The sequence below is a fragment of the Runella sp. R0.1_18 genome (assembly GCF_057652155.1).
This window is the reverse complement of the sequence record NZ_JBYFCK010000012.1, coordinates 151,318-168,098: the sequence shown is the minus strand read 5'-3', so window position 1 is coordinate 168,098 and position 16,781 is coordinate 151,318. Positions and strand designations below refer to the sequence as shown.

Sequence of the window (16,781 nt, the reverse complement as noted above, 5' to 3'; positions counted from 1 at the left end):
AAACAAAGATGCCACTTATTTCATATTGGCACGTGCTTTATCAATGGTCTCCTGCCACTGATTCATATCTACTTTTTTTAGAAATTCATTCAAATCTCGCACTTTCTCTTCTACTACCTGATGACCTGTTGTGCGTGTTGCAGGGGCTTTTTTTGTCTTAGTTTTCATCGCTTATCTTTTTAAGATAACAAAATAGTCATACAAACGATTTGATTGAAACGGTTCAGATTCTCCTTCGCTACTAATTCCTAAAATTACAAATTCCTTTTCTAATTCATTCAAATCTCGGCTGATAATCAAACGATACAAACGTTGTCTTCGTTCGTCGCTGCCTTTAAATGCTATGATTTTGCCTGGGTTTGCTTCAAGGAAATTTATGATTATCCCCATTACCGTTGCTAAAATTGTTTTCATGTCTTTATTTCGGCTCTCAGTAATGTCTGATAAACGACCATCTTCGAGAACATCTACCAGTGCCAAATTGTAAACATTTTGGAAGTCTGATGTAGTAAAAATAACCCGTTTATTGACTTCCTTTTCGCGACTTATACTTTTGAAATCGTAGCGTATTTCGGTAATCGGGTGTTCAAACGGATACTGTGGTTCATCCATCTCCAAAAAACTTTAATAAATAAAACTTCTAATGTCTTGGGATTCTTAGGACTTTAAAAGTTTATAAAGTAACCCCTTTCCAAGGTGTTGAACCTTGGAAAGGTTGCAATTTTACCCCAGCTTCACCAATTCCCGCAAGTCACTGTTTGACAAATCGCCCAACCACGTTTCGCCGTCGGTGACGGTGAGGTTGGCGAGTTCGCGTTTGTTTTGGATGAGTTTGTTGATTTTTTCTTCAAAACTGCCCTGCGTGATAAATCTGTGAACCAACACATTTTTGGTTTGGCCAATCCGAAAGGCGCGGTCCGTCGCTTGGGCTTCCACGGCGGGGTTCCACCACAAATCGTAGTGAATCACGTTGTTGGCAGCCGTTAAATTGAGCCCTGTTCCTCCCGCTTTGAGTGACAAAATCAGGATACGCGTCGAACGATTATGTTGAAAATCTTCCACCATTTCGTCGCGGTTTTTACGGCTGATACCTCCGTGAAGGAACGGTACTTCCAACTGCATTTGCTCCTGAAACATCGTTTGTAACAGCGTCCCCATTTCTTCGTATTGGGTGAAAATGAGCGTTTTTTCGCCATTTTCGAGAATTTGACGAATCAAATCCAAGAGCAATTGCGTCTTTCCCGATGCTTCAGGTTGAGCGCCACCTTTTTTGAGGTAGTGCGTGGGGTGGTTGCAAATTTGTTTGAGGGCGGTCATCATTTTAAAAATCAACCCACTGCGTTTGAATCCATCTTTTTGACCTTCAATCCCGCGCAACGCTTGGTCCACCACACTCTGGTACAAGGCCGCTTGCTCACCCGTGAGCGTACAAGCTTGGTCGATTTCAATTTTGTCGGGCAAATCTTGGATGATTTTTTTGTCCGTTTTTACCCGTCGCAATATAAACGGCTCAGTCACTCGCTTAAACTTGTCCAAAGCGTGTTGGTCGCGGTCAATCTCAATCGGAATGGCGTAATCACTCACAAATTTTTTCAGATTACCGAGGTAACCTTTGTTAGCAAAATCAAAAATAGACCAGTATTCGGCCATGCGGTTTTCGACGGGCGTACCACTCATGGCGATTTTGATGCCCGATTTCATTTTTTTGACAGCCTTGGTTTGGGCGGTATTAGGGTTTTTGATGTTTTGTGCCTCGTCAATGACCATCACCGCCCACTTTAGCTTGCTTAAGCTCTCTTCCTCACTTCGAACCACTCCGTAGGTAGTGAGCAAAATATCAGCTTCCTTGAGCGGTGCCAAGCTACGCCCCGAACCATGATACAGGTGCAGACGAAGTTCGGGGGCAAATTTGCTGCTTTCCTTCGACCAGTTGGTGAGCAAAGTCGTGGGCACTACGACCAGCCCTTTCAATTTTTTGAAAGCCCCTTCTTGCTTCATTTTCAGGAGGGTAGTGATGACTTGCAGGGTTTTTCCCAATCCCATGTCGTCGGCAATCAGGCTACCCATTCCCAAACGAGCATTTTTGTAAAGCCATTCGTAGCCGCGTTGTTGGTAGGGACGTAAGTTGGCGGCAAGGCGTTCGGGAAGCTCAATCGTTTCGTTTTTCAACAACGATTTCATCCACTTTTGCGCCGATTTTGTGAGGGTCACGCCCGTACCGTTGAATTCTTCAGTAAGGGCCATTTGGAGTAATTCATTGCTATCTAGCGAAGGCGGATTTTTGAGCTTTTCGAGTAAGGTTTTGATTTCTTTTTCGTCAAAATACGCGTATTGGTCTTTGATTTTTACCAAACCTCGGTAGTTTTCAATCATCCGTACAAAGCTTTGGGTATCAATGTGTTCGTCGCCCACGGCTACTTCCCAGCGAAATTTGAGCATATTTTCCAAACTGATAATCGACGACGCGGCGACTTTGCCGTCTTCTTCGCTGTCGAGCGTCATGGTAAGCTGTGGACGGAGGAGTTTTTGGAGCGACTTTGGCAACTGAATTTTGATGCCAAACAGTCGAATCGTTGGCAAAATCTTCAGAAGAATATCGGCAAACACCTCGGAGTCAAACTGCAATGTTTTTGTTCCGTTGCTGGCAATCAGTTGATTAAGTTGCGGAAAATGCTCCGCCATCATCGACAAGTCGCGCATCACCCCCATGCGCACGGGGGCGTAGTTGCGTTCGGCCATGAAAGTTTGGAGCGGAATCGGGATGCCGAGTTCGGATTTTTTATGTTCGACAAACAGATTGACTTTAAACCCCTCTTCCAGTTCTTCTACTTGCACCAACGGCACGTAATCGCGTTGGGCAATGAAAAATTTATTTAACCATAACTGAATATTACTCGGGATTTCGCGGGACTCAAAACCTCCAAAGAAAACCATGGAGCTTCTAAAAAATAAATCATCAGTTTCGGTGGCTTTGTAGTCGTACAGGTCGTTGAATTGCCGTATGCGTTCGGTCAAAATGAGCGAAGACAGGGCATTCATAAAATCCGTTTCGGTGGGAATAAAAATGTCCCGTTTCCCAATTTTATAATAAAGAATTTCGGGAGGCAACACCGCCCTTACGTGGGTCGTTAGGGTGGCTACTTGCTCATTGATTGTGGCTGGAATCCAGCGGACTAAGTGGTATTCTCGCTTGAGTTTGGCACGTAGCAATTGGGGAATAATGGCGCCGCGTTCAAGCAGTTTGAGCGCCAAACGATTCAAAAAATAAAGCCCTTTGAGGGTAGGGGAGAGTTGCGGCAACTGCGACGAAGGCAAGTGATGAATCCAATCAATAAACTTGGGGAGTTCGTCAAACTGAAACACAATTCGCTCGCGGGTATCTCTAAAATTGGCCTGTAAAAACCCCAAGGCTTCATCCATGATGATTTCGCCGCTTTCAACTGCGTCCAAATCTTTGTCGTATTCCTGCTCGTTGGGCTCTTCGGAAACGGCAAGTTCGCGCGCTTTTTTGGCAGTATTGATGTAAAACTTTTGTAAAACCTGTTTAAAATTACCCGTTCGGTAAAACAAAGGTTTATCACCCAAAAGTGACAATAAATTATCCGAAATATCGGGAAGCGTCGAAAAATCCAGCGGGGTATATAAGGCTTCGTTTGGCTGAAAAACTATTTCTTCCGAGCCTTCAAACGGTTGGCGAATATCGGCTACGTCAAGCGTTTCTACGTCTTTTTGGTCAGAAGACGCAAACCCCAACGTTTCCAAGCTTTTGAATAAATCAAAATCACGGAGTTCAAAAATCAAAAAAGGGTTTTTATCAATTTCGTTGGCAACTAGATACAATACTGCCGCGCGGTGTTTGCAAGGGTCGCCCCAGTCGGGACACGAACAATCGGAATTAAATGCGCCCCACGACTGTGGAAACAACGAAATCCCTTGACGCTGACAGTCGTTGAACAACTCCGAAGGCAGCTGACGATTCAGCAATTGCGTCAAATACAGCGGATTTTCAGTAATCAAACTCAGCAATCGGGCTTTGTCAGACGGCGAAAGCGGGTCAATTTTAAACGAAATCTTGTAGGGCCGAGGGCTTGTGCCTTTTACCCGCGCCGCTATTTTATTCCCCTCAAACGCAATGCTTTGAACAGAGCCATTGTTGGCGTACGTACGACCTCTGGCCAATCGCCCGCTTTCGTCGAGACCTTCCAGTACATTAATCCATTGTTGTCCCCACCACGTTTGTCCAAAAGTACTTTTACGCTGAAATGCCATTCGTTTTTTTGTTTTTTGCAAAAATAAGGAAGGATTGCGAAGCCCGAAATATGACGGAACAGATAATGAGTAGCGCTCCCGCAGTGTATTAAGTATATGAAAAAGTACTTATGCATTAGAGAACCTACACAGTCAATAGGTTTTATTTAAAATTTTTATCAAAAAATTCATAATTCAAGGGTTAGGTTTTCGGATTTTAGGTCTCGTGTCATTAAAAGGTCCTATTTGAACCCATGAAACCCAGACCCAAAGACGAACATACCCAACAACTCTGGCAAGATTACCGCGCGGGTGACCCCGCTTCGCTGGCGCAGTTGATGCAGTTGAATTATTCCGATTTATTTCATTGGGGAGTGCGCTTTTGTCCCGAACGGGAGATGGTGAAAGACTGTATCCAAGAGCTTTTTTTGAGTCTTTGGCAAATACATGCGACCATCGGAGAGGTCGAAAATGTGCGGGCTTATTTGCTGAAGTCGCTCAAAACGAAGTTGTTGAGGGAGTTGTCAAAACAACACAATCATTTTTACGAATTAAACGACGACTACGATTTTGATGTGTTGTTTTCTGCCGACCTGCGCATGATTGAGGACGAGTATGAAGTATATCAACTCAAACGGCTGGAACACGTATTGGGACAATTGCCCGAACGTCAAAAAGAGCTTATTTATCTACGATTTTACCAAGATTTGAGCTACGATCAAATTGCCGAAACCATGCAAATTGGCCGACAATCGCTGTATAATTTACTTCAAAAGGCACTCACAAGTTTAAGAAAACACTGGCAGGTGGGACTCAACTTGTTATTGGTAGCCATGTGGGTGAGATAATCAATCGGAGCCTTTGGGAAATTAACTGAAAAGCATTACACCAATCAAATGAAAAAATACGAAGAATATAACCCCTTAGATTTTGTTAAAGACGACTCCTTCCGAGATTGGGTGCGTGGAAAAGGAGGCGATGAGGGTTTTTGGATGCACTTTTTACAACAACATCCCGAAAAAAAGGCGGACATTCGTCAAGCGGAGTTGCTTATTCGGGCCATGAATGTAGCTCCTGAGTCACTCTCTGAAAAAGAAGTTCGTCAGGAAGTGACTCAGTTTTTGGAAAAAATTTCTAAAGCTTCTGACCAAGAAGTATTAACTCCCGTACGGGTTTGGTGGCAGCGTCCCCTCTATCAATTTGCGGCGGTCATGGCCTTCGCAATTCTTTCCTTTGGCGCTTGGTGGGCTATGAATGTGTACGAAAAAACGCCACTGATGAGTTCAATTACTGCGTTTGACAATTCGCTGGCCGAAACAGTGAACGAAACGGATGGTTTCTTAAAGTTGACCCTCGAGGATGGCTCCACCGTTAAACTTAGCCCTCATAGTCGATTAAAATACGCCCCGAAATTCACGGGTGAAAACCGCGAAGTGTTTCTGACGGGTGAGGCGCTTTTTGAAGTAGTAAAGAAAAAAGAACCATTTTTGGTGCAAACAGGTAAGCTAACCACCAAAGTATTGGGAACTGTTTTTACGGTAAGGGCTTATAAATCAGATAACCGCGTAACGGTGCAGGTACGGTCGGGAAAAGTTTCGGTGTATTCAATTGATGAGAAAACCCCTGCTGTGATGACCACCACCAAAGGCGTGATATTGACGGCAAACCAAGCGGCGGTTTTTGAAGAAAAAGAAAAACAACTCAGTAAAACATTGGTGTTAGCACCGATTGTGTTGCGCCCTGAAGCCATTATAAATCACTACGCGTATGACGAAAGTCCACTTCCGCAAGTTTTAAATCAATTAGAACAAGCTTATGGGATTCATTTTCAGTTTGATAATGAAAGCCTTAAAAACTGTAAAATCACCGCAACGCTTTCAAACGAATCTTTATATGATAAACTTAATTTACTCTGTAAAATCACGGGGGCAACCTACGAGATTGTGGACGGCCAAATCATCTTTGACGCCCAAGGATGTATCTAAAAAAAAATCGGCAGTGGTTCCAGCACGGCCGATTTGGATTTAACTTTTTTCAAATGTGTGTCTAAGCTATCTAAAAAAAGATGGTAGTGAAGATGAATGTCTCAAAACCAATGTTATAAACCCAGACAAATTTATGCAAAACCTTTTTACTGGTCAATTTTGGCTTCGAATTATGAGGTTTACTTTGACGCAACTGATGGTTGCTGTGCTATTTTTGAGCATATCTCATGCCCACAAAATGCACGCTCAGGAACTCCTGAATCAACGACTCACGCTAAGTTTTGAAAGCGCTGAAATCAAAAAAGTGCTTCAGCGCATCGAAAAAACGACGAATGTGCAATTTATGTATAGCTCCAACGTGATAAAAAGTACCCAGCGTGTATCTCTAGCCGTTAACAATGAACGCTTGGCAGTTGTACTTGAAAGCTTACTTACGCCCATGGAAGTGGCATACGAAGTAGCAGGTAATCGCATCTTACTGAAACGTGTAAAAGCTGAAAAAACGGCCACGCCCAATCAAACGTCTGTCCACCCAAACGAATTCGCCCCCATCGACCGACAAATAATCGGAAAAGTAATCGATGAAAGTGGGGGAGGATTACCAGGGGTAAGTGTGGTGGTGAAAGGCACAGCCAAGGGGGCTATTACAGACAGCGATGGTAAGTACAACCTCAGTATTCCAGAAGGGAATGTTACGTTGGTGTATAGCTTCGTTGGTTATGAAGCCCAAGAAGTTGCTGTTGGGAGCCGTACTACCGTAGATGTTACCTTGAAAGTGGACGTGAAAGCCCTGAGCGAAGTCGTGGTGGTTGGTTATGGTACCCAAAATCGGAAAGACGTAACGGGTTCTATTGCATCTATCAGCGCACAAGACATCAAAGACATGCCCGTGACCAACGTTGCGGAAGGGATGGCTGGTAAACTGCCTGGGGTGTTGATTCAGCAAACCACAGGTGCACCTGGCAACAGTCCTTCGGTCAAAATCCGAGGGTTTGGGTCAATCAGCGCAGGAAATGGGCCGTTGATTGTGGTGGATGGGCAACCCCTTAACTCAGGTGACCTGACCAACGGTAGTGGCCTTAACCTGATGAATCCCAACGATATCGAAAGTGTAGATGTATTGAAAGATGCGTCTGCGACTGCTATCTTTGGTTCGAGAGGCGCCAACGGGGTAATGATGATTACGACCAAACGGGGTAAAGCTGGCCGCAGCCGTATCAATTTTGATTATTATACAGGTATCCAAGAAATTAGCAAAAAGATGGATATGCTCAATGCGCAACAATTTGCGGAATTTAGCAAAGAAGCCTCCAACAATGCTTATTTAGAGCGCGTAACGGGTGCACAGGCGTCTGACCCCAACAGCGCACGCGCCGCGGGAAACCGCTATCGGTATCCACGTGGAGAATACCCTGGTATAGACTTTGACAATCCTGCGGCTTTGACATCCTACGACTACCAAAGCCTGATTTTTAGACAAGCACCCATCAGTAGTTATCAGCTTTCGGGTTCGGGTGGAACCGAGAAAATCCAGTACATGGTTTCGGGAAACTATCTAAAACAAGATGGTATCATCAATACTTCGGGGCTAAAACGCTACACGTTTCGTTCCAATATCGACGCCCAATTGTCGCCAAAATTGAAAATAGGAATGAGCGTTAGCCCTTCCTTTACGACTGAGCGTCGCGTCAATTCGGACGGACACTGGGCAAGCAATGGCGTTATCAACGCCGCTTTATCGCAAGCACCTATCATTCCTATTTATCAAGCCGATGGCGTGACTTACAACTCCCAAGCTTCGATTGCAGGAGCTTATGACTGGGCAGGGGTTACCAATCCCGTGGCTAACATCACGGAGTTAGACAATACGGCCACTACGTTGCGCTTGTTGGGCAATACATACGCAGATTTGACCATCTGGAAAACCCTTAAATATCGGGCTACTTTTGGCGCTGACTTAAATTATTTTCGTCAAAATCAATTCCAGACATCGGCCATTCCGCTGAATCAATTGTTGCCTCCCAACGCCAATTCGGGGTCTTCGGCTACGCGTCAATCCATCAACTGGGTTACAAGCCATACTTTAGGTTATAATGTCAGCTTCATGGCTGATCACTATCTTGATGCTTTGGTGGGTTTTGAATCACAAAAAAATGATTTTGAGTCAAATAGTGTCAATGCTAACCGATTTCCTAATGATATTGTACGTACAGTCAATGCGGGCGTTATCATCGGGGGTAGTTCTTTGCGCGATCAGTGGTCGTTGGCCTCTTATTTTGCACGGGTAGGTTATACTTACAAAGACCGCTATTTGGTCAATGCCTCCATTCGTCGCGACGGTTCATCGCGTTTTGGAGCCAATCAACGCTACGGTATTTTCCCTTCGGCGTCTATTGGTTGGCGCGTTACGGAAGAGCCATTCATGAAAAACATTCCAGCCATCTCCGAAATGAAGCTTAAAGTAAGCTATGGCTTGGCAGGAAATAATGCTTTCTCCAACTATGGTTCGATCGGAATTCTGGGTGCTGACAACTACGTGTTCGGAAATGCGCTTGTCAATGGTTTGGCTACTTCTACCATCGGCAACGACAACCTAACTTGGGAAAAAAGCCGTCAAACGGATATTGGTTTGGAGTTAGGTTTATGGAAAAATCGAATCTTCTTCACTGCCGATTATTATTCAAGAACCACCACCGATTTGCTACTTTCGGTACAAGTACCTACCCTCACAGGTTTCTCAACTGCCAGCCGTAATATTGGTAAAGTTGAAAATAAAGGAATGGAATTTGGCCTTGTCACCCGCAATACCACTGGTAATTTGAAATGGATGACAGATTTGAATATTTCGTTTAACCGCAACAAAGTATTGGCACTCGGACCCACAGGCGATGCCATTAGAAGTGGTACGGGTGTTGGGGAAACCAACATTACAGTCATCGGGAAACCACTTGGAAACTTCTACGGCTATCAGCAATTGGGCGTTTTTAAAGACCAAGCCGATTTGGACAGCTACCCACACGATGCCACGGCACGCCCTGGTGATGTGAAGTTTGCGGACATAAATAATGACGGTAAAATCAATGCTGATGACCGCACGATTATCGGAAATAACCAGCCTGATTTTATTTATGGTATGACAAATACCTTGTCTTTCAAAGGTTTTGACCTTGGAATTACCGTTCAAGGAATACAAGGTGGGCAGATTCTGAACTTGAGCCGCCGTTTTATCGAAAACTTAGAGGGAAGTCAAAATCAATTATCGACCGTACTCAACCGCTGGCGTTCACCGCAAGACCCTGGCAACGGGATTGTTCCTCGTGCCAATCAACGTACTACTGGCAACAACAACGCCATTTCGAGTCGTTGGGTAGAAAGTGCAAGTTACTTCCGAGTTCGTAACATCACCCTAGGTTATAACTTGCCAAAAGCAACCCTCGAACGCGTTAAAATCCAAAGCCTTCGATTGTATGGCGGTATCCAAAATGCCTTTACTTCCACCAAATACCTAGGCTTCAATCCTGAAGTAAGTGGTTACGAAAACGCCCTTACGGGTGGCGTCGATTATGGCTCGTATCCATTGGCGCGTACGTACACCATAGGTTTGAATATCGGTTTCTAATCCCAAAAACGGTAACACAATGAAAAGAAGATACATATACCTTACCGCCACCGTATTAAGTTTGAGCGGTTGTAAAGAGAGTTTTTTGGCGCTTGCCCCTATTTCCTCTACCAGCACTGCTACTTTTTATAAAACTGGCAATGACATGGTAATTGCCCTCAATGCGACCTATGGCTCACTTCAGTCGTCGGGGCAATATGGCAGTTACTACGTAGTTTCAGAAATACCATCCGACGATACCACACCCGTATTGTCAGGTTCGGTTACTGACCAAGACGAGTTTGATAAGTTTTATCTACGTACTACCAACCCTTTCTTAGCTACTCGCTGGAACGACGGCTACCGTGGTATTTACCGTGCCAATGCTATTCTGGATCGGATTGGAGCGGTCACAATGGACGAAAATCTAAAAAAACGAATCATTGGCGAAGCTAAGTTTTTGCGAGCATTGATGTATTTCAATTTGGTGAGGGTATTTGGCGACGTGCCTTTGGTGCTGAAAGAAACCACCGACCCTGCCGAAGGATATAACTATGACAGAGCGGCGGTAGCAGATGTATATGCCCAAATCGTCAAAGATTTGACTGAAGCCGAAGCAAGCCTTCCTGACCGATATACAGGCGCTGATGTAGGGCGGGCGACCAAAGGTGCGGCCAAATCGTTGCTCGGGAAAGTATATTTGACCCGTAAACAATACGCCGAGGCAGCAACAAAGCTCAAAGAGGTCATCGACGGTGCTGTATATGATTTGTTGCCCAACTACGCAGATGTATTCAAAGCGGCCAATAAAAATCATAGAGAATCGATTTTTGATATTCAATACAAAAAAGGCTCAATCGGAGAAGGCAACGGCCTCCCTAATACCTACGCTCCCGAAAATTCTGGTAATTCGGTGGTGCAGTTTGGAGGAGGAGGAAATAACCGCCCTACCGCCGATTTTGTAAATGCCTACGAAGCGGGAGATTTGCGCCAAAATGCCTCAATGGCAACGGCTTATACCAACGCCCAAGGAGTGCGCGTTGAGTACAATTACGTCCGTAAATATTCGGATGCTCCAACTGTCAGTGGTGATTCGGAAGATAATTTTCCTGTGTTGCGCTATGCAGATGTGTTGTTGATGTATGCCGAAGCCCTCAACGAAACGGCCAAACCTGCTGAGGCACTGCCTTATCTCAACCGCATTCGACAAAGAGCGGGGTTGGCGGCAAAAGGCACTTTAAATCAGGCCGAAATGCGCCTAGCTATTGAGCAAGAGCGCCGTATGGAACTGGCGTTTGAAGGACATCGTTGGTTTGATTTGGTACGAACAGGCCGCGCCATTTCCGTACTTACGGCCAAGGCACAAGCGATTGGTATTAAAGCCAGTTTAACTGAAAATAACCTCGTTTTTGCCGTTCCGCAAAGCCAGATAGATATTAATCCATCCAAGATTAAGCAAAATCCAGGGTACTAATGTTAGCGATGACAGCCTATTACGCGGCCATTTAAACTATATCTACCATTGTTAGAAATACAAAAAGAGCAGCTCTATGATATGGGGCTGCTCTTGTTTTTTGTCGGTAAGGTTAATCGTTAAGCAAAAGTTCTAGGGTAATTCAAAGTAGCCTCGGTAGAGGCGAAACATTTGTAGTAGCTCAAGGTGAAAGATTTAGCTTTCTTTCAAATTTACCGTTTTCGTCGGGTCAATTTTTAACCAAAGTAGCGCGGCCACAAACAAACAACCTGCAATAAGAAAGAGGGGAATATTGAAGTTTTTGGTACTCTCGACCACCATCCCAAAAATAATCGTGATGAAAAAACCGCCCATTTGTCCCGCGAAATTCATCGAACCTGCCACTGTACCTGCGTTTCGTTTGCCAATATCAACACATACCGCAAAAGCAACGGGCAGTGCTAAGTCTTTGGTCAGGACACAAATGGCTAGCAAATAGCCCGACAATTGGTCGTCCTTGGTAAGACCAGCGGCCAAGAAAAAAAAGCTAGACAAGCCCAATCCCGTGAGTGCCACGGCGCGGCGACCCACCTTTAAACCGTATTTTTTGGTCAAAAAATCACTGAGAATACCACCGACCACGCAACCAATAGCTCCCAAAAAATAGGAAAGCGAAATGAAGTTTTTTGACTGTTCTTCGGTCATGTGGCGGCCTTCTTGAAAATAGGTAGAAGACCAGTTGGTGAAGAAATAAGAGCCGTAAAAAAACAAATGACACATCAGCATCAATGCCCAAATGTCGGGATTGAGAATGATGGTTTTCCAAGGAATGGCGTGGTCGGTTTGTTTTAGATTTCTGCCCGTTTCAATTTCAGCTATTTCCTCCTCCGAAATACCCTCCATCGTACTGGGTTCATCACGGAACCAAACAAACCAGGCTGCTGCCCAAATGGCACCTGCTGCCCCCAAAACCAAAAAAGCCCAGCGCCAACCTACGGCATGCACCAAGGGAATGACTAGTAGCGGAGTGAGCGCACCACCGATGCGTCCCGCCGCCCAAATGGCCGATTGCGCTCGTCCTACTTCAATGGCAGGAAACCAGCGCGAAATCGCAATCGTGGCGTTGGGGTAGGCGCCAGCCTCGCCCATACCAAAAAGAAAACGGACGACAAGTAGATAAAGAAAGTTGAAAGCCGTGCCCGTCAGTGCTGTAAAACCAGACCACCAAAGTACGACCCGCGTTAAAACACGACGGGGGCCAAGGCGATCGCCCATGGCCCCCGTTGGGATTTCAAATAGTGCATAAGCCAATGAAAATGCGCCTAAAATCCAGCCTAATTCTTGGTTGTTTAAACCCAAATCGGCTTTGACGTACTTACTGACAACGTTCATACAAACGCGGTCAAGGAAAGTGATAATCGAAAGCGCGAATAAAAAAGCAAGCGTTCGGTAGCGATATTTCATGGGTTGAGTTTAGTTACCACATCAGCGAATAATTGACTTTTGACGCTGCTGGCACTACTAACTCTTGATTTCCGCCAATGGTTCGGATAGCCGCTCCGTCAGCTTGAATATAGTAACTTTTATCGACAACAAAGGTATTGTCGCTGATTTTTACAATTTCTTTTCCTGAGGCCAAACGACATTTCAACGTCGCAGGAATAGTTCCTGTAATGCGAAGCTCACGGTTCAAAAATTTGCTATCAGCGTCTGGGCGAATTTGATCTTCTACTTTTACGCCAGCTACGTCGTATTTGAATGTAGGACGACCAGCGGCGTCGAGTTCGTAGCCGCGTTGACGGAAGCCATCGGTTTCGCCGTAAGAAGCAGGCCATGCTGTTTGGTCACTGGCAATCAATGCTACCGTTGGCTGATTGTTGAGGTTTAACACACTTCCCTGAGGAATACTCATGCCATTTCCACGGTCGTTCCACATGGGGGTCACGTCCAAGAAATCGCCTTTCCACACGCGGGCCAATGCTCCTTTTTCAAGGTTGATGGCATAGTGGATGCCTGTAGGTTCGCCCACTGAAATCCCGTGAGAAACGTTTTCGTTGGCAATACGGAAAAAGCTACGGTGAACGACTGGCGTGCTGCCTGGGGCAACAAGGATAGGATTGGTAGGGTTGCTAAGGTTAACAGAGCCGAGTCCTTGTAATTCGATGGCACGGTTAAAATCACTTTCGATTGACAAACCGAGCGACGACTTTGCCCAGTCGGTGTTTTTGTTATATACATATTCAAAAGGTACCTCACCTGCTGGCAAATTAACCTTGGCTTGGCCTTCCCACCATTTCCATTTTAAAATTTCCTCGTTGTTTACCCGAAGGATGCCATTACCACCGTTGTGTACAGTTTGGAAACGATACTCTCCAGCGACAGGTACAACCAATTTCCCTGTAAAACGCAACAGGTAGCCGTTGTCTTTGTTGGCGACATCGTACGTAAGTTTTTCTAACGATCCCTCTTTGACCAATTTGGTTTTGCTGTAATCGGGCTCAGCCATAAAAATGCCATCATACTGAGCAAACTTCAGGTCTTTTAGTTGAGGCACTTGCTCGCCGTATTGCTTCACCGATAGGTTACGGAAAGCAACGCAGCCGTGATCTCCCTGAATAAGAATGGGGCCTTTGGCTACTTCTCCGTCAAGACTGCCGCGGGTAGGGCCAGCAAGTTCTACGTTTTCCTGAACAGTGATGCCGTTGACCTCAATTTTTAAGACTTTTGCGTTGGCGATTTTTTTACCAGCACCGTCAAAACGAGGCGCTTGGAAAATGATTTTCATGTGCTGCCACAAACCTGGGGCTTTGCTGGCGTTCATGCGAGGGGCATAGCCTTCGTACCCTTTTTGTCCACTAGGTCGCGACTCATCCCAACGCTCGTAGATTGCACCCAAATCGTGCGCGTGGGGTTGACGTACGCCCCAGCTATCAAATAATTGAATTTCGTACCGACCTTGTAGGTAAAAGCCTGAGTTGGAGCCTCTGGCCATCATAAAGTCAAACTCTACGTCGGCATCACCGTGTTCAAAATTTGTCACTAAATCGTACTGACGACCGTATTTCCCTTTGGGATGAATACAAGCCAACACACCCTTGCCCGCAGTGGTGCTCATGGCATTGTTTTGAACAAGGTCAACTACGGCATCTCCTACAATCGACCAGTTGGCAGAGGGATTTTTGAAGGAGCTCAGGTCATTTAAAGAAACAGTTTGGCTTTTTACGACTAACGAAACAAGACTAAAAAGCGGTACTAATTTGCGTATCATGTTGGTTTGTTAAAATGTGCCTTTCGGCAGCGATGGTATTGGATTACGTGTTAAAGTCAAATTGCACTAAAGCCGAACAATGTCAGCGCCGATGGCATTGAGACGGGTGTCAATATTCTGATAACCACGGTCGATTTGCTCGATATTATCAATAATACTCACTCCTTTGGCCGACAAAGCAGCAATCAACAACGATACCCCCGCCCGGATGTCGGGGGAAGTCATACGGATACCACGAAGCTGCGTAGCGCGGTTAAGCCCAACGACTGTGGCGCGGTGGGGGTCACAAAGGATGATTTGGGCACCCATTTCTATCAGTTTGTCAACGAAAAACAAACGGCTTTCAAACATTTTTTGGTGAATGAGTACCGTCCCTTTGGCCTGAATCGCTGTCACAAGGACAATACTCAACAAGTCAGGCGTAAAACCTGGCCAGGGTGCATCGGCCACGACCAGCATCGAGCCGTCGATAAACGATTCTACTTCGTAGTGTTCTTGAGAAGGGATAAAAATATCATCTCCTCGGAATTCCATTTGGATACCCAATTTTTGGAAAACACCTGGGATAACACCCAAATCAGGAACTGAGCAGTTTTTGATGGTAATCTCACTTTTGGTCATGGCCGCCAATCCGATAAACGAGCCAATCTCAATCATGTCGGGAAGCATGGTGTGTTCCGTTCCAAAGAGTTCAGAAACCCCTTCGATGCTAAGTAAGTTAGAACCTACGCCTGAGATTTTTGCTCCCATGCGGTTCAACATTTTACAAAGCTGCTGCAAATACGGCTCACACGCCGCGTTGTAAATGGTAGTAACGCCTTCTGCCATCACGGCCGCCATCACAATGTTGGCTGTACCAGTGACGGAAGCTTCGTCGAGCAACATATAGACGCCCTTCAGCCCGCTGGCGTCCACTTGATAAAATCCGCCATCGTTGGCATCGTATTCAAATTTTGCGCCCAAACGTTCAAATCCCAAAAAGTGAGTATCCAAGCGGCGGCGGCCAATTTTGTCACCACCAGGGCGAGGAATACGTCCTTTTTTGAAACGCGCTAACATGGGGCCTAAAAGCATCACTGACCCGCGAAGAGCGGCAGCTTTTTGGCGATACATTTCGGTTTCCATGAATTCGAGGTTGACATCAGAAGCCTCAAAGCGAATGGAAGAGTCGCTCAGACGGGTGCGTTTTACCCCCAAATCTCCCAATAAATCAATGAGTTGGTTTACATCTCTGATATTGGGGATATTATGAATAGTAACAGGTTCTTTGGTCAATAAGACAGCACATAAAATTTGCAATGCTTCGTTTTTGGCACCTTGGGGAGTAATCTCACCTTTCAATGAATGCCCACCTGCTATTTTGAATGAAGCCATGTGTTGGAAATAAGCGTTAGGGGGATTGAAATAAACGTTCGGTTCGTATCTTTTTTGCAAAGCTATCATTTTTTGAAAAAAGATTACAATTGGAAGAAGCACCGAGGGCATAAAAAAAAGTCGTGGACAGCAACTGCCGTCCACGACTTTCGCGTGTGCGTTCCTCAAATAATAAGGCATTGTATGCCTACAAACTAAAAGTATTTGTCCAATACCTTTGGCTTGCAAGTATATGTACGTAAAAAAGTGAACGAGGGTTGCTTCTCTCTTTAAAAAAGTTCAAAAAACATTGTTGGTTTTATGAATAAAGCGGAAATTACTTTTATATTTGTCTCGCTATAGGTAGTTTCTCTGTTTCTCTCGACTTGCTGTGTACTTGTCATTTGCTAGACGGAGTATTAGATCGAAGGCCGTCCATAGCGCACCAAGTCACATTATATCAAATTAATGCACAATGAACATTTATGTAGCAAATGTCCCGTTCAAAGCGAACGATGACGAATTAAACGAATTATTTGCGGAATTTGGGGAGGTATCGTCTGCCCGCATTATTATGGACAAGTTCACAGGCAAAAGCCGTGGTTTTGCGTTTGTCGAGATGCCTAACGATGAAGAAGGAAATCAAGCGATTTCACAACTTAATGGTTATGAGTTTTTAGGGAAAGTACTCGTTGTGAACGAGGCTCGTCCACGCGAAGATCGTCCACGCACGGGTGGAGGTGGCTTCGGTGGTGGCAACCGCGGTGGCGGTGGTGGCTACGGCGGCGGTGGTAACCGTGGCGGTGGCGGTGGTTACGGCGGCGGCGGTGGTCGTGATAACGATTATAAAAAGCGCTGGTAAGCTTACAACAATAT

11 protein-coding genes are annotated in these 16,781 nt (G+C 45.3%); 5 read left to right on the top strand and 6 right to left on the bottom strand.

The annotated features are described in order from the left end of the window. Positions 1-15 precede the first annotated feature (15 nt). The 3 genes from AC23P2_RS20325 to AC23P2_RS20315 form a co-directional block, all read right to left on the bottom strand. The gene (locus AC23P2_RS20325) at positions 16-168 is read right to left on the bottom strand and encodes a hypothetical protein (protein ID WP_487774895.1); all 153 of its coding nucleotides are present in this window, start codon (positions 166-168) and stop codon (positions 16-18) included. Positions 169-171: 3 nt separating this feature from the next. Beyond that, entirely contained in the window at positions 172-612 is a 441-nt protein-coding gene (locus AC23P2_RS20320) for a DUF6934 family protein (RefSeq protein ID WP_487774894.1), read from the bottom strand. A gap of 111 nt (positions 613-723) precedes the next feature. After that, the gene (locus tag AC23P2_RS20315) at positions 724-4,269 is read right to left on the bottom strand and encodes an SNF2-related protein (protein ID WP_487774893.1); all 3,546 of its coding nucleotides are present in this window, start codon (positions 4,267-4,269) and stop codon (positions 724-726) included. 233 nt (positions 4,270-4,502) lie between these two features. Here AC23P2_RS20315 and AC23P2_RS20310 point away from each other — a divergent pair, with 233 nt between their 5' ends. From AC23P2_RS20310 to AC23P2_RS20295, 4 genes are all read left to right on the top strand, one after another. Continuing rightward, positions 4,503-5,096, top strand: a complete 594-nt coding sequence (locus AC23P2_RS20310) for an RNA polymerase sigma factor (RefSeq protein WP_122930898.1) — start codon at positions 4,503-4,505, stop codon at positions 5,094-5,096. A gap of 48 nt (positions 5,097-5,144) precedes the next feature. Beyond that, positions 5,145-6,233, top strand: coding sequence for a FecR family protein (locus AC23P2_RS20305; protein WP_487774892.1), 1,089 nt, complete (start codon positions 5,145-5,147; stop codon positions 6,231-6,233). A gap of 133 nt (positions 6,234-6,366) precedes the next feature. After that, positions 6,367-9,852, top strand: coding sequence for a TonB-dependent receptor (locus AC23P2_RS20300; RefSeq protein ID WP_487774891.1), 3,486 nt, complete (start codon positions 6,367-6,369; stop codon positions 9,850-9,852). 19 nt (positions 9,853-9,871) lie between these two features. Beyond that, complete coding sequence (locus AC23P2_RS20295) at positions 9,872-11,305, top strand: RagB/SusD family nutrient uptake outer membrane protein (RefSeq protein ID WP_487774890.1); 1,434 nt, start codon at positions 9,872-9,874, stop codon at positions 11,303-11,305. A gap of 195 nt (positions 11,306-11,500) precedes the next feature. Here AC23P2_RS20295 and AC23P2_RS20290 read toward each other — a convergent pair whose 3' ends face one another. From AC23P2_RS20290 to murA, 3 genes are all read right to left on the bottom strand, one after another. After that, positions 11,501-12,748 (bottom strand): MFS transporter, encoded by a 1,248-nt coding sequence (locus AC23P2_RS20290; protein WP_487774889.1) that lies wholly within the window; start codon positions 12,746-12,748, stop codon positions 11,501-11,503. Between the two features lie 13 nt (positions 12,749-12,761). Continuing rightward, positions 12,762-14,552, bottom strand: coding sequence for a 3-keto-alpha-glucoside-1,2-lyase-like domain-containing protein (locus AC23P2_RS20285; protein WP_487774888.1), 1,791 nt, complete (start codon positions 14,550-14,552; stop codon positions 12,762-12,764). Between the two features lie 66 nt (positions 14,553-14,618). After that, on the bottom strand, positions 14,619-15,926 hold the full coding sequence (gene murA / locus AC23P2_RS20280; RefSeq protein WP_028526503.1) for a UDP-N-acetylglucosamine 1-carboxyvinyltransferase: 1,308 nt from the start codon (positions 15,924-15,926) through the stop codon (positions 14,619-14,621). A gap of 454 nt (positions 15,927-16,380) precedes the next feature. Between murA and rbp the strand changes: the two genes are divergently transcribed. Continuing rightward, the gene (gene rbp, locus AC23P2_RS20275) at positions 16,381-16,767 is read left to right on the top strand and encodes an RNA-binding regulator (RefSeq protein WP_028526504.1); all 387 of its coding nucleotides are present in this window, start codon (positions 16,381-16,383) and stop codon (positions 16,765-16,767) included. Positions 16,768-16,781 lie beyond the last annotated feature (14 nt).

Bases quoted from the DNA above. Each gene is read 5' to 3' on its own strand.
- AC23P2_RS20325 (WP_487774895.1), bottom strand. From the start codon at position 168: ATGAAAACTAAGACAAAAAAAGCCCCTGCAACACGCACAACAGGTCAT.
- AC23P2_RS20320 (WP_487774894.1), bottom strand. From the start codon at position 612: ATGGATGAACCACAGTATCCGTTTGAACACCCGATTACCGAAATACGC.
- AC23P2_RS20315 (WP_487774893.1), bottom strand. From the start codon at position 4,269: ATGGCATTTCAGCGTAAAAGTACTTTTGGACAAACGTGGTGGGGACAA.
- AC23P2_RS20310 (WP_122930898.1), top strand. From the start codon at position 4,503: ATGAAACCCAGACCCAAAGACGAACATACCCAACAACTCTGGCAAGAT.
- AC23P2_RS20305 (WP_487774892.1), top strand. From the start codon at position 5,145: ATGAAAAAATACGAAGAATATAACCCCTTAGATTTTGTTAAAGACGAC.
- AC23P2_RS20300 (WP_487774891.1), top strand. From the start codon at position 6,367: ATGCAAAACCTTTTTACTGGTCAATTTTGGCTTCGAATTATGAGGTTT.
- AC23P2_RS20295 (WP_487774890.1), top strand. From the start codon at position 9,872: ATGAAAAGAAGATACATATACCTTACCGCCACCGTATTAAGTTTGAGC.
- AC23P2_RS20290 (WP_487774889.1), bottom strand. From the start codon at position 12,748: ATGAAATATCGCTACCGAACGCTTGCTTTTTTATTCGCGCTTTCGATT.
- AC23P2_RS20285 (WP_487774888.1), bottom strand. From the start codon at position 14,552: ATGATACGCAAATTAGTACCGCTTTTTAGTCTTGTTTCGTTAGTCGTA.
- murA (WP_028526503.1), bottom strand. From the start codon at position 15,926: ATGGCTTCATTCAAAATAGCAGGTGGGCATTCATTGAAAGGTGAGATT.
- rbp (WP_028526504.1), top strand. From the start codon at position 16,381: ATGAACATTTATGTAGCAAATGTCCCGTTCAAAGCGAACGATGACGAA.